The sequence below is a fragment of the Mesobacterium pallidum genome, assembly GCF_019966535.1.
GTDB classification, from domain to species: domain Bacteria; phylum Pseudomonadota; class Alphaproteobacteria; order Rhodobacterales; family Rhodobacteraceae; genus Mesobacterium; species Mesobacterium pallidum.
In genome coordinates this window covers 25,087-37,200 of record NZ_JAIMID010000020.1, presented here as the reverse complement: position 1 = coordinate 37,200, position 12,114 = coordinate 25,087, and the positions used below count along the sequence as shown (strand labels likewise).

At 67.1% G+C, this 12,114-nt stretch carries 14 protein-coding genes; 10 read left to right on the top strand and 4 right to left on the bottom strand.

Annotated elements, in window-relative coordinates:
• The first annotated feature begins 74 nt into the window (after positions 1-74).
• Complete coding sequence (locus MF270_RS22770; protein WP_238368087.1) at positions 75-1,331, top strand: glycosyltransferase; 1,257 nt, start codon at positions 75-77, stop codon at positions 1,329-1,331.
• Between the two features lie 192 nt (positions 1,332-1,523).
• Here the strand turns inward: MF270_RS22770 and MF270_RS22765 are convergent, their stop codons facing one another.
• The gene (locus MF270_RS22765; protein WP_238368086.1) at positions 1,524-1,994 is read right to left on the bottom strand and encodes a DUF3576 domain-containing protein; all 471 of its coding nucleotides are present in this window, start codon (positions 1,992-1,994) and stop codon (positions 1,524-1,526) included.
• A 328-nt stretch (positions 1,995-2,322) separates the two neighbouring features.
• Between MF270_RS22765 and MF270_RS22760 the strand changes: the two genes are divergently transcribed.
• Both MF270_RS22760 and MF270_RS22755 read left to right on the top strand, forming a co-directional pair.
• Positions 2,323-3,156: a porin gene (locus MF270_RS22760; protein ID WP_238368085.1), complete on the top strand. Its 834-nt coding sequence runs from the start codon at positions 2,323-2,325 to the stop codon at positions 3,154-3,156.
• Between the two features lie 121 nt (positions 3,157-3,277).
• Positions 3,278-3,934 carry a YggS family pyridoxal phosphate-dependent enzyme gene (locus tag MF270_RS22755; RefSeq protein ID WP_238368084.1) on the top strand — a complete coding sequence of 219 codons (657 nt, stop codon included), beginning with the start codon at positions 3,278-3,280 and terminating at the stop codon, positions 3,932-3,934.
• A gap of 54 nt (positions 3,935-3,988) precedes the next feature.
• Here MF270_RS22755 and MF270_RS22750 read toward each other — a convergent pair whose 3' ends face one another.
• Together MF270_RS22750 and ribA are read right to left on the bottom strand one after the other, a co-directional pair.
• The gene (locus MF270_RS22750) at positions 3,989-4,492 is read right to left on the bottom strand and encodes a L,D-transpeptidase family protein (protein WP_238368160.1); all 504 of its coding nucleotides are present in this window, start codon (positions 4,490-4,492) and stop codon (positions 3,989-3,991) included.
• A 59-nt stretch (positions 4,493-4,551) separates the two neighbouring features.
• Positions 4,552-5,643 (bottom strand): GTP cyclohydrolase II, encoded by a 1,092-nt coding sequence (gene ribA / locus MF270_RS22745; RefSeq protein WP_238368083.1) that lies wholly within the window; start codon positions 5,641-5,643, stop codon positions 4,552-4,554.
• Positions 5,644-5,796: 153 nt separating this feature from the next.
• On the opposite strand from ribA, the gene MF270_RS22740 reads away from it, so the two are divergent.
• Entirely contained in the window at positions 5,797-6,483 is a 687-nt protein-coding gene (locus MF270_RS22740; protein WP_238368082.1) for a response regulator transcription factor, read from the top strand.
• Positions 6,484-6,635: 152 nt separating this feature from the next.
• On the opposite strand, the gene MF270_RS22735 is transcribed toward MF270_RS22740, so the two are convergent.
• The gene (locus MF270_RS22735) at positions 6,636-7,583 is read right to left on the bottom strand and encodes a LytTR family DNA-binding domain-containing protein (protein ID WP_238368081.1); all 948 of its coding nucleotides are present in this window, start codon (positions 7,581-7,583) and stop codon (positions 6,636-6,638) included.
• A 224-nt stretch (positions 7,584-7,807) separates the two neighbouring features.
• On the opposite strand from MF270_RS22735, the gene MF270_RS22730 reads away from it, so the two are divergent.
• The 6 genes from MF270_RS22730 (at position 7,808) to MF270_RS22705 (ending at position 11,901) form a co-directional block, all read left to right on the top strand.
• Positions 7,808-8,596, top strand: coding sequence for an exodeoxyribonuclease III (locus tag MF270_RS22730; protein ID WP_238368080.1), 789 nt, complete (start codon positions 7,808-7,810; stop codon positions 8,594-8,596).
• Positions 8,597-8,697: 101 nt separating this feature from the next.
• Positions 8,698-9,348 (top strand): DUF924 family protein, encoded by a 651-nt coding sequence (locus MF270_RS22725; protein WP_238368079.1) that lies wholly within the window; start codon positions 8,698-8,700, stop codon positions 9,346-9,348.
• A gap of 48 nt (positions 9,349-9,396) precedes the next feature.
• On the top strand, positions 9,397-10,032 hold the full coding sequence (locus MF270_RS22720) for a hypothetical protein (RefSeq protein ID WP_238368078.1): 636 nt from the start codon (positions 9,397-9,399) through the stop codon (positions 10,030-10,032).
• Between the two features lie 73 nt (positions 10,033-10,105).
• The gene (locus tag MF270_RS22715) at positions 10,106-11,014 is read left to right on the top strand and encodes a thioredoxin family protein (protein ID WP_238368077.1); all 909 of its coding nucleotides are present in this window, start codon (positions 10,106-10,108) and stop codon (positions 11,012-11,014) included.
• A 27-nt stretch (positions 11,015-11,041) separates the two neighbouring features.
• Complete coding sequence (locus tag MF270_RS22710) at positions 11,042-11,689, top strand: LON peptidase substrate-binding domain-containing protein (protein ID WP_238368159.1); 648 nt, start codon at positions 11,042-11,044, stop codon at positions 11,687-11,689.
• On the top strand, positions 11,686-11,901 hold the full coding sequence (locus tag MF270_RS22705) for a Trm112 family protein (RefSeq protein ID WP_238368076.1): 216 nt from the start codon (positions 11,686-11,688) through the stop codon (positions 11,899-11,901). The genes MF270_RS22710 and MF270_RS22705 overlap by 4 nt, the downstream gene beginning before the upstream one ends.
• Positions 11,902-12,114 lie beyond the last annotated feature (213 nt).

Below are 12,114 nucleotides of genomic sequence, written 5' to 3'. Positions count from 1 at the left end.
TATCATCGCCATTGGCCTGCCCGCCCCCATCTGGCATGTAGGTCCAAAGTGACTTTTTCCAGCGGCGGTAGCCTATGAAGATCCTTCTGATTCACCAGAATTTTCCCGGTCAATACAAACATTTGGGGCCCGCCCTCGCGGCCCGTGGCGACGAGGTCGTGGCGCTGACGCCCAAGGTCGAAAAGCCGATCATGTGGAACGGCATCAAGGTCCTTCCCTACAAGATCGCCCGCGGCTCGTCCAAGGATGCGCACCCGTGGCTGCTGGATCTCGAGGCCAAGGTCGTCCGTGCCGAGGCCTGCTATGACGCCGCCATGCGCCTGAAGGAACAGGGGTTTCACCCCAATGTCATCCTCGCGCATCACGGCTGGGGCGAGCCGATGTTCCTCAAGGATGTCTGGCCCGAGGCGCGGATGGGGCTCTATTGCGAGCTCTACCACAGCGCCGACTACCCGTTCATGGGGTTCGACCCGGAATTCCCGTCGCGCCAGCCCCAGAAGGAACCGATGCGCCTGCGCATCCGCAATCTCAACAACACGCTGCATTTCGAGATCGGCGATGCGGGGATTTCGCCGACCAGGTTCCAGGCCGACACCTTCCCGCAGCCCTTCCGCGACCTGATCACCGTCTGCCATGACGGGATCGACACCAATATCGTGGTGCCGAACAAGGACGCCAAGCTCGAGGTGCGCGAGGGGCTGACGCTGACCCGCGACGATGAGGTCATCACCTTCATCAACCGCAACCTCGAGCCCTACCGCGGCTACCATGTCTTCATGCGCTGCCTGCCCGAGATCCTCAAGCGGCGGCCCAATGCCCATGTGGTGCTGATCGGCGGGGACGAGGTGAGCTATGGCGCCCGCGCGCCCCACGGCCAGACCTGGAAGCAGATCTACATCGACGAGGTGCGCGGCCGTATCCCGACGCCCAGCTGGGACAGGGTGCATTTCCTGGGCCGTGTGCCCTACGACAAGTACCTCGCCTTCATGCAGGTCAGCCGGGCCCATGTCTACCTGACCTACCCCTTCGTGCTGTCCTGGTCGCTGCTGGAAGCAATGAGCGCCGAGGCCGCGATCCTGGCCAGCGACACCGACCCGGTCAAGGAAGTGCTGACCGAGGGCGAGAACGGCATCATGGTCGATTTCTTCGACCGCAAGGGGCTGGTGGACCGGCTGGACGCGTTGCTCGAGGATGCCGAACTGCGCACACGGCTGGGCAAGAAGGCCCGCGACTACGTGGTCGAGAACTTCGACCTGAAATCCGTGACCCTGCCGCGGCATCTGCAATGGGTGGACGAGCTGGCGCAACTGCCCAGCAAGGTGCCGGTCTGATCGTCAAGATGTAGGGTGGGGTTCTACCCCACCACGCGGTATGTGACCCAAACGGGCCAGGAGGCACCCCACTGCGCGGCGCGGACATCTCCAAAAGATGTAGGGTGGGGTTCCACCCCACCATCCGCCGCCGACCATCCCCGCAAGATGCAGGGTGGGGTTTCACTCCACCGCGTCCCGGGCCTGCGCCGCTCAGAACCGGCTGTCGCTGATCCGCATCTGCCGTGCGCGGGCCAGGATCGAATCCTCGACCGCGCGCTGGGTTGCCGTCGAGACCGGGCCATTGCGCGTGGCCAGCGCCACCTTGAGCGAGCGCGCCTCGAGCGCGGGATCGGTGATCAGCACCGTTGCGCGATAGGCGCGGCCGCCGCCCGGTGGCGTTCCGTAGCCGGTCACGATCGTGCCGGTGAACGGATCGACCGTCTGCAGCGGCAGAAAGCTCAGCACGTCAAGCGAGGCATTCCAGATGTACCGGTTCACCTGGCCCACGTCCTCGGTCCGGGGCGGGTTGATCAGGTCGAAGAAGTTGCTTTCGCTGGCCGGGACGAATTCGCCGGCCGGTGCGCCTGCGGGCGCCGCCGTGCCGCCGCCGTTTCCGCGGCTGCACCCTGCAAGGGCCAGTGCCACGCAGAGGGCGGCCGTAAGGGATCGTGCTGTGCTCATTGACTTCGCCTGCTTTCAACCTGCCTTTTTTCCTACTCGCCGGGCTTTCCGGGGGCAAGGAGTTTCCCGGCGGCCCCGGTCCTGCGCCCCGATCCCTCGCGCGCGCCCGCGAGTCCCAGTATGATGGACGCCACGGAATCGGCTCTGCGGCGGGGCCTTCCAGGGGCCCCGGGAACGGACTGTGGCAAAGCTGCACCAATCCCGGCCACAATCCCGGACCCGCGTCGGGGGCGCTTGCCAAGACAGGCCGAAAAGAGCGATTGATCCCCCATACCCGGTGCGGATTCTCCTGCCGGGGCAATGATCAAGAAAACCCGAGGGAATCGAAATGAAAAAAGTTCTTCTCGCCTCCGCTGCCCTGGTTGCTTCGGCTGGTTTCGCCGCCGCTGACGCGACTGTTGGTGGCTATGGCTTCGCAGGTATCAAGTACGATGGCGCCACCGACGACGTGACCGTCGCGCACGCTGTCCGCCTGACCTTCACCGCCAATGTCGAAACCGACAACGGCGTGTCGCTGACCGCGTTCACCCGCACCACGGTCACCGGCGCTGGCGACGGCACCGAGACGTTCGAGCGTCAGCGCGTCGATATCGCCGCAGCCGGCCTGTCGGCCCGCGTCGGCTCGACCCACGGTGCCGCCAAGACCCTGGCCCGTGCCGCTGCCTTCTACGGCTTCGACGACGGTGACGTGATCGCCGCTGACAACAACACCTCGGTCATCAACGACTCGGGCAACAACGTCCTGGTTCAGTACACCACCGGTTCGTTCACCGTTGGCGTCGCATCGACCATCGGCATGGCCGGCGGCGACGAGCAGGACATCGGTGTCAAGTACAGCTCGGGCAACATCACCGTTGGTGCCGGCTACGCCACCGACGAAAGCTGGATGCTGGCCCTCGCCTACAACTTCGGCCAAGGCTCGGTCAAAGTCGGCGCAGGTGAAGATGCTGCCGGCAACATGGAGCTGACCGGTATCCTGTCGTACAACATCGGTTCGGCCACCACGCTGGGCGTCCTGATCGACGACAAAGACACCAACACCGACACCATCTACGGTCTCGACGTGTCGCACGACATGGGCGGCGCAACGCTGTCCGGCACCGTCGGCTCGAACGGCGCTGGCGACGTGGTCGCAGGCTTCGGTGTGTTCTTCGGCTTCTAATTGCCGACGGACGGTACCGACCGTTACAGGGGGCAGGTCTTCGGACCTGCCCTTTTCCTTTGGCGCCTTTCCTTTTTCGCCCCGGCTGGTATCTGGGGGCGAAACGACCCGGAGGCCGCCCATGTCCCTGACCGAGATCCAGACCCGCATCGACAAGGCCTGTGCCGAGGCTGGCCGGGCGAGGGGCAGCGTCGAGCTGATCGCCGTCTCAAAGGTGCAGCCGGACGAACGTGTTGCCGCCGTGCTGGCCGAGGGGCACCGTCTGTTCGGTGAGAACCGCGTGCAGGAGGCGGCCGGCAAGTGGCCGCGTTTCCGTAAGGACTATCCCGACGCCCGCGTCCACCTGATCGGCCCGCTGCAAAGCAACAAGGCGCGCCAGGCGATGGAGCTGTTCGAGGCGATCCATTCGCTCGACAGGCCCAAGCTGGCAACCACGCTGGCGCGGCTGGCGCAGGAGATGGGGGCCTGTCCCGACCTCTTCATCCAGGTGAACACCGGCGAGGAAGAGCAGAAGGCCGGCGTGCTGCCGGCCGAGGCGGATGCATTCGTCGCCGAGGTGCGGGCGCTGGACCTGCCGCTCAAGGGGCTCATGTGCATCCCGCCGGTGGACGAAGAGCCGAGCCTGCATTTCGCCCTGCTGGCCAAGATCGCCGAGCGCAACGGGCTCAGCGGGCTGTCCATGGGCATGAGCGGCGATTTCGAGCGGGCGATCGCGCTGGGCGCGACCCATGTGCGCGTCGGATCGGCGATTTTCGGGGATCGTGTCACCGGCCATTGACCGGGCGCGTGGTGGGGTAGAACCCCACCCTACATCCCGCCGTAGGGTGGGGTTTTACCCCACCATCCCCCGGACGATCACCCGCGTCCCCGGCGCGGCCCGTGCGGCGATCCAATGCAAATGGTCGCGGCGGAAGGCGATGCAGCCTGCCGTCGGAAACCCCGGCCGGCGCCATTGGTGCAGGAAGATGGCCGATCCCTTGCCGGGCGTGCCTGCGGCGTTCCAATCCGTCACCAGCACCAGGTCATAGAGCGGGTCTGCGCGGCGCAGCGCCTCGTGGCTGCCCGCGTAGGGCGCGGTGACGGGCTGGTTGTAATCGGGCCGGGCGGAATCGTCGGACCAGAGATCGCGCGGCCTGATGGCCTGCGCCCAGGGCGCGGGGCGGGGCAGCCGGTCGGGCCGGTAGAGCAGGGCGCTGATGCGCCAGGTGCCAAGGGGCGTCGCCATGTCGCCTTCGCGCTTGTTGTCCGTCAGCCCGGTCCGGCCGATCACGCAGGGGAAGCGGCGGCCCAGGAATGTCAGGCCGGTGGGCGTGAGGCAGAGGCCCTGGGGGGCCAGCCCCCCGTCGCCTTTGGCGACTCCCCCCGGAGTATTTTTGGAAAAATGAAAGCAGCGGGTCACAGCATGTGGCCGGATTTCGCCGCCTTTGTCGCGAGGTAGGCGCGGTTGTGGGCGTTTTCGCCGACCTTGAGGGGGACGCGTTCGGCCACCGCGATGCCGTTTCTTTCCATCATCGCGATCTTGTTGGGGTTGTTGGTCAAGAGGCGCACCGAGGCAAAGCCAAGTTCGCGCAGGATCGCGGCGCCGATGCGGAAGTCGCGTTCGTCATCCTCGAAGCCGAGGCGGTGGTTCGCCTCGACCGTGTCGAAGCCCTGGTCCTGCAGCGAATAGGCGCGCATCTTGTTGGCAAGGCCGATGCCGCGGCCTTCCTGGTTGAGGTAGAGGAGCACGCCCGCGCCTTCGTCGCCCATCTGGGCGAGCGCCGCGCGCAGTTGCGGCCCGCAATCGCATTTCAGAGAGCCCATGACGTCGCCGGTGAAACAGGCCGAGTGCAGGCGCGCGAGCACGGGGGCATTGCGCGCCGGGCGGCCGATCTCCATCGCGTAATGTTCCTCGCTGCCGTCCTCGGGGCGGAAGACATGCAGGCGGCCGGCGGTCGAGACCTCGACCGGAAGCCGGGCGCTGACGATCTCGTTCAGCGCGGTGGGGGCGGCCATCAGCGGGTCGGTCGCGTCCGGGCGCACATGGGTGAGGCCGTGGGTTGCGGCGAAGCCGGGGCCATCATCCAGCGCCAGCACCAGCGCGGCGGGCAGCAGGCGGGCGGATTTCGCCAGCCGCAGCGCGGCGCGGTGCAGGGTGGCGGGGCCGTCGCGGTCGGACTGGAAGGGGCCCTTCATGGGCGAGACGAGGTCGTCGGACGGGTCGGCCACCGCCTGCACCCAGGCAAGGTCGGCGCCGCGCGGCAGGCGCAGCCGGGCGAGGTCGGTGTCGTAGGGCCGGGCCTTGAGCGTCTCGGCCCGGCGTGCGGTGATCGCCAGCACCGGCGCGCCGGGCAAGGTGGCGAGCTCGGCAAAGCGCGGGGGCGTCAGCGTCTCGGCCGCCAGCACCAGCGCCGCGCCATCGCCGCCCGACAGCACCACCGGCACGCCCATGCGCAGATCGCTCCGGGCGCGGGCCAGCAGTTCGGTGGTGTCGGGGGCAAAGGGCATCGGGCGGTTCCTTGAGGGCCCTGCGTTGTAGCATCACGCAGCGGAATTGAAACATTCGGAACCGGCTATACACGAGGCTGTGAGAGGAGTGCAGCAATTCTTGCCGAACCCGTGAAGGAGACGCATCTGCTAGGCAAGATCGGAGGACCAGACATGGCTCAACTGAAGAACATCCTGCTTGTCGATGATGACGACGACCTGCGCGAGGCGCTGGGCGAACAGCTTGTGATGACCGAGGATTTCGACGTGTTCGAAGCCGGCAGCGGCGCCGAGGGCCTGCGGGTTCTCAAGGACACGCATCTTGACCTCGTCATCCTTGACGTCGGGCTGCCCGACACGGACGGCCGCGAGCTGTGCAAGCTGATGCGCAAGCAGGGGCTCAAGGCGCCGGTGATCATGCTGACCGGGCAGGACAGCGACGCCGACATGATCCTGGGCCTTGATTCCGGGGCGAACGATTACGTCACCAAGCCCTTCCGCTTTCCTGTGCTGCTGGCCCGCATCCGCGCCCAGCTGCGCCAGCACGAACAGTCCGAGGACGCCGTGTTCCAGCTGGGGCCGTACACGTTCAAGCCGGCGATGAAGGTGCTGGTGGGCGAGGACGAGCGCAAGATCCGCCTGACCGAGAAAGAGACGAACATCCTCAAGTTCCTCTACCGCTCGACCGACGGCGTGGTGCCGCGCGACGTGCTGCTGCACGAGGTCTGGGGCTACAACGCGGGGGTCACGACCCATACGCTGGAAACCCATATCTACCGGCTGCGCCAGAAAATCGAACCGGATCCGTCCAATGCGCGCCTTCTTGTGACCGAATCAGGCGGATACCGTCTGGTGGCGTAAGGAATTCCAGACTGTCCTGACATGGATCAAAACGTCTATGATCGACTCAGGTTAGACTGAAACCGTTCCCGTCGCATATGCGGGTTATCATATGCACCTCCCTGTTGGACTGACCCGGGCAGCGTCCCGGGTCTTTTTTTGCCCGGGTCCTGTCACACGGCGCGGTGCATGTCGTTGGCGGCCCGCGCAACGGGGGCGGCGTTCAGCCAGGCCTCGACCTCCTGCCGGCGCCCGCGCGACACGGGAATTTCGGCCCCCCCCACCAGTTCCAGCACCACGTTGCCACCGCGCCGGCTGAGGCCGCGCACCGCCTCGCGGCTGACCCAGTGCGAGCGGTGGCACTGGATGCCGTTGGCCGCCTCGAGCTGGGCGACGAGGTCGCGCAGCGGGGCCCGTTCGATGAAGGTCTGGTCGGTGGTCGCGATCTCGACGTAATGCTCGACCGAGCGCAGCGACAGCAGGCTTCCGACGGGGATCGTCAGGTCATTGACCCTGAGCAGCGGGGCCGGGCGAGGGGCAGGGGGGCGCAGGGTCGCGGGCTCGGCCTGCGGCGCCGTCACCGAGGGCACGGAGGGCGGGGCGCCGGGCGGCCCGTCCGTCAGCATCGTCACCCCTTCGAACCGCGGCAGCAGGAAGACGACCGAGGTCAGCTCGAACAGCACGGCGATGGCGGAATAGCGCAGCGCCTGCAGCCAGATCGTGGCGGCGCTGGCCGGCTCTCCGAACAGGGGGGCGAACAGCTGGTTCGTCCAGACCATGGCGGTGATCGCGACGCAGCAGATCAGCGCCTGCGGCACGGCGCGGATGATCGGCCGGTGGCGCGTCGCAAGGGACAGCGCCGCGAAGATCGCGATCCAGTAGCCCGTCGTCAGCGCGCAATCGGCCATCCACAATCCGGCCCGCGCGACGTAGCCCAGCTCGGTCCCGGGGAGGGGTGATTCGAACAACGCGCCCATGAGGGCGAAGGGCGCCAACGACCATAGGTAGAGCGGGGACAGGACGATCTGTACCGCCGTGCGAAGATCGACCCTGAAGCGTTGACCGTTCGTGGCAAGAAGCTGCAGTTCGTGACAATCGGCTTTGTCGGATAGGTCATTCATGGAAAGTCGCTTGGTGTCGGGCCTGTAAGTTCTGACATGTTACACCGGATCGCATCCCTGAACAGACCCGCGGTCCTGTGTGACGCGTGGTTTTCCCAGTTTGCCCGATGCGGTGCTTGCGACCGTCCCCAAGGGTCGCAGGCACCTGCACGGGGGGCGCCACGGTCTGGCGCCGTCCCGCCGGGCATGCTACCCGCCTGCAGACAGCAGAAGCGGAGAGCACCATGGCCTTCACCCTTGCCACCTGGAACATCAACTCGGTCCGCCTGCGCGAGGCGTTGGTCTGCCGCCTGCTGACCGAAGAGGCGCCGGACGTGCTGTGCCTGCAGGAATGCAAGAGCCCGGTCGACAAGATCCCCTTTGCCGCCTTCGAGGCGCTGGGCTACCGGCACATGGTGGCGCGGGGGCAGAAGGGCTACAACGGTGTCGCGATCCTGTCGAAACTGCCGCTCGAGGATGCGGGGGGCCGCGATTTCGCCGGTCTCGGCCATGCCCGCCACGTGGCGGCGCGGCTGGAAAACGGCGTCACGATCCACAATTTCTACGTCCCCGCAGGCGGCGACAAGCCCGACCGCGCGGTGAACGACAAGTTCGGGCAAAAGCTCGACTACCTGACCGAGATGCGCGACTGGTTCCAAGCCGAGACGCCGGAAAAGGCGATCCTGGTGGGCGATCTGAACATCGCCCCGCGCGAGGATGACGTCTGGAACCACAAGCAGCTCTTGCGCATCGTCAGCCACACGCCGATCGAGGTCGAACACCTGGCCGAGACGCAGGATGCCGGCCGCTGGGTCGACATCACGCGGCAGGACATCCCCGAGGGCAACCTGTATTCCTGGTGGTCCTACCGCAGCCCCGACTGGGACGCGGCCGACAAGGGCCGGCGGCTTGACCACGTCTGGGCCACGCCGGACATTTCGAACGCGGGCCATTCCAGCCGCATCCTGCGCCAAGTGCGCGGATGGGAGCAGCCGAGCGATCACGCCCCGGTGCTGGCGACGTTCGATCTCTGACATTCGCCATTGCGCGAATTTGCATGGGTTGCCTGCACAACGAACGTGTTGTGTGCGGGCGCACCTTTGCGCATGATCCCGTCATCCGCTGAGGAGGCGCCATGCAAGACCACATCACCCCCCGCCCCGAGGACATCCTGCGCCTCTGGTTTCCCCCCGGCCTGGCCGACGCGGACCCCGAGGACCACGCGGCCTTCTGGCGCTCGCGGATGCGTGGCGGCATGGACGAGACGCTGATCGCCGACTGGTCCGAGGTGACCCTGGCCGGCGCGCATGGAGAGTTCGATCACTGGGCCGAAACGCCCTATGGACGGCTCGCGCTGGTGCTCGTGCTCGACCAGTTCCCGCGCTCGGTCTGGCGCGATACCCCGGCGGCCTACGCGCAGGATCTCAAGGCCGCGCGGCTGTCGCTCGAGGCGCTCGAGAACGGCCATTTCGACGCCCTCGCGCATGTCTGGGAACGTCAGTTCCTGCTGATCTCGATCAGCCATTGCGAGGGCCCCGACCACCTTGAGCGGATGGACCGGCTGATCTCGATCGAGGAAAAGCTGGCCGAGGATGCCCCGCCTCACCTGCGCGAGGTCTACGAGCGCCCGAGCGAACAGACCGCCATCGTGCGCGAGGTGATCCGCCGCTTTGGCCGTCACCCGCATCGCAATCCCGTGCTCGGTCGCCCCTCGACCCGGGCCGAACAGACATATATCAACCAGGGAGAATTCCCGCACGAGCGGGAGATCAAGACACCGGCATAGGGGTGCATCCGAGATGACGGAACGACTTCGGATGACGCGAGGACGACCATGATCCGCTTTCTGTTCCGCGTGCTGCGCCGCCTCTTGTCGCTGGCGCTGGGCATCACGGTGCTGTTGCTTTTGCCCGTCGGCTACGTCGAGCTGGCCTGCCGTGGCCAGGACCCGGCGGCGATCCAGTGGGAGCCCGCGGCGGCCCTTGCTCCGGCCTATGCCGAGGTGGCGCAGGGCTACGCCGGCGGCAACCCGCAAGAGACGCGCTTTGCCGGGATTGCCTGGCAGCACTGGTCGGGCCTCTGCTCGGCCGCGCCGACCGCGCCCGAGGCCGCGCTGGCCCGTGTGCCGGCCTACGGGGACGCCGCCTACCTGACCGCCGACATGGTGGTGCGCGGCGTCTACGAGGAAACTCTGGGCCGCGGCTACGCGATCTGGCGCGGCGACGATCCCGCGCCGCTCGACGCGGTGGTGGCGGCGCAGATGGCAGGCTTTGCCGCGTCGTTGCAGACCGCGCCCTGGTACGCCTGGGGCTTCCGCGGCCAGGCGGCCGAACTGACCGCCGCCCGGACCGAGGCGCAACGCGACTACGAACGCTGGATCGGCCTTGGCGCCGGGTCCTGGGCCCGTGCGGGGCTGGGCTGGGTCACCGCCCGAATCGCGCCGCTCGTGGCGCCGTCCGGGGCCGGCTGACCGACGCCCCCTTGCAACAGCCCGCCCCATGGGCCATCTACGTCATGACCCCAAGTCATAGGGAATTCGAGATATGATCGAACTTGGCCAAGCCCCCGCCGCGCAGGATCTCATCAAGGACGTCACCGAGGCAGATTTCATGGCCGAGGTCGTCGAGGCCTCGCAGACCGTCCCCGTCATCGTCGATTTCTGGGCGCCTTGGTGCGGCCCCTGCAAGACGCTGGGCCCCGCGCTGGAAAAGGCCGTGACCGAGGCGCGCGGCGCCGTGCGCATGGCCAAGGTCAACGTGGACGAGGCGCAGATGATCGCCGGCCAGCTGCGCATCCAGTCGATCCCGACGGTCTATGCCTTCTGGCAGGGCCAGCCGATCGACGGCTTCCAGGGCGCCGTGCCGCCCAGCGAGATCAAGGCCTTCATCGACCGCGTCGTGCAAGCCTCGGGCGGCGACGCCTCGGGTGGCCTCGACGAGGCCGTGGCCGCCGCCGAAGAGATGCTGGAACAGGGCGCGGCCGTCGATGCCGCGCAGACCTTTGCCGCGATCCTCGGCGAGGACCCGGCCCATGCTGCGGCCTATGGCGGCCTCGTGCGCGCGCATATTGCGCTCGACGATCTCGAGCAGGCCGAGGCGATCCTGAACGGCGCCCCGGTCGAGATCTCCAGGTCGCCCGAACTGGAAGCCGCCCACGCCCAGCTGCAACTGGCGAAACAGGCCGGGAATGCCGGCCCCGTGGCCGAGCTCTTGGCCCAGGTCGAGGCCAGCCCGGACGACCTGCAACTGCGATTCGACTATGCCCAGGCGCTCTATGCCGCGGGCAATGCCGAGGAGGCGGTGGCCCAGTTGCTCGACATCTTCCGGCGCGACCGCGAATGGAACGACGGCGCGGCCAAGGCGCAGCTCTTCACCATCTTCGAGGCGCTGAAACCCAACGATCCGGTGGTCCTGCATGGTCGCCGCAAATTGAGCTCGATGATATTTGCCTGAGCGGTTGGGCGGCCTAGGTCGATGCGTATGCTGAAAGCCGCCGATCTGCCCGATGTCGTCCCGGTGTTCCCCCTGTCCGGAGCCCTGCTGCTGCCGCGCGCGCATCTGCCGCTGCACATCTTCGAGCCGCGTTACCTCGCGATGTTCGAGGATGCGCTGAAGACGCCGCAGCGGCTGATCGCCATGGTGCAGCCGCTGCCGCGCCGCGCCACCGAGGACCGGCCGGCGCTGCATGCCATCGCCTCGGCTGGGCGGGTGACGCAGTTCTCGGAAACCGAGGACGGGCGCTACATGATCACGCTCACGGGCATCTCGCGCTGCCGCATCCTGCGCGAGGTCGAGGGCTTCACCCCTTACCGCCGCGCCGAGATGTCCTGGGACGGGTTCGAGCGCGACCTCGGCCCGACCGAGAAGGACGCGGATTTCGACCGCGGGGCGTTCTTTTCCCTGCTGGCCCGGTATTTCGAGGCGCGCGACCTGGCGACCGACTGGGAATCGATGAAATCGGCCGATGACGAACTGCTGGTCAATTCCCTGTCGATGATGCTGGACTTCGACCTCGAGGAAAAACAGGCCCTGCTCGAGGCGCCGACGCTCGTCACGCGCCGCGAAACGCTGGTCGCGCTGCTGGAATACGGGCTGCGCGGCGGCAACGGAGAGGAGTTGATGCAATGAGCGACGAGACGGCCCCAACCGAAACGACCCCGGCCGCGCAGGCCTTCGACCGCCGCATGCTCGAGGCGCTGGTCTGCCCCGAGAAACACGTGACGCTGGTCTACGACGCCGCGAAACAGGAGCTGGTGAGCGAAGCCGCCGGCCTCGCCTACCCGATCCGCAACGGCATCCCGGTCATGCTGGTCGACGAGGCCCGCCGCCTCGACCCCTGAGCGACCTGCGCCTGCGGCGCAGGATTGCCTCCGGCGGGAGTATTTCCGGAAAAGTGAAAGCAGGCGCTTTCCGTGCTTCATCTTTCCGAAATTATCCCGGGGGAGTCGCCTCGTGCGACGGGGGTGGCCCCCTCTCGCCCATCGGCCCGCGCGCCGGTCGGTCAGACGCGCTGATCCCCCTTCATCTTGCCGTTAAACTCCGGGGGAGTCCGC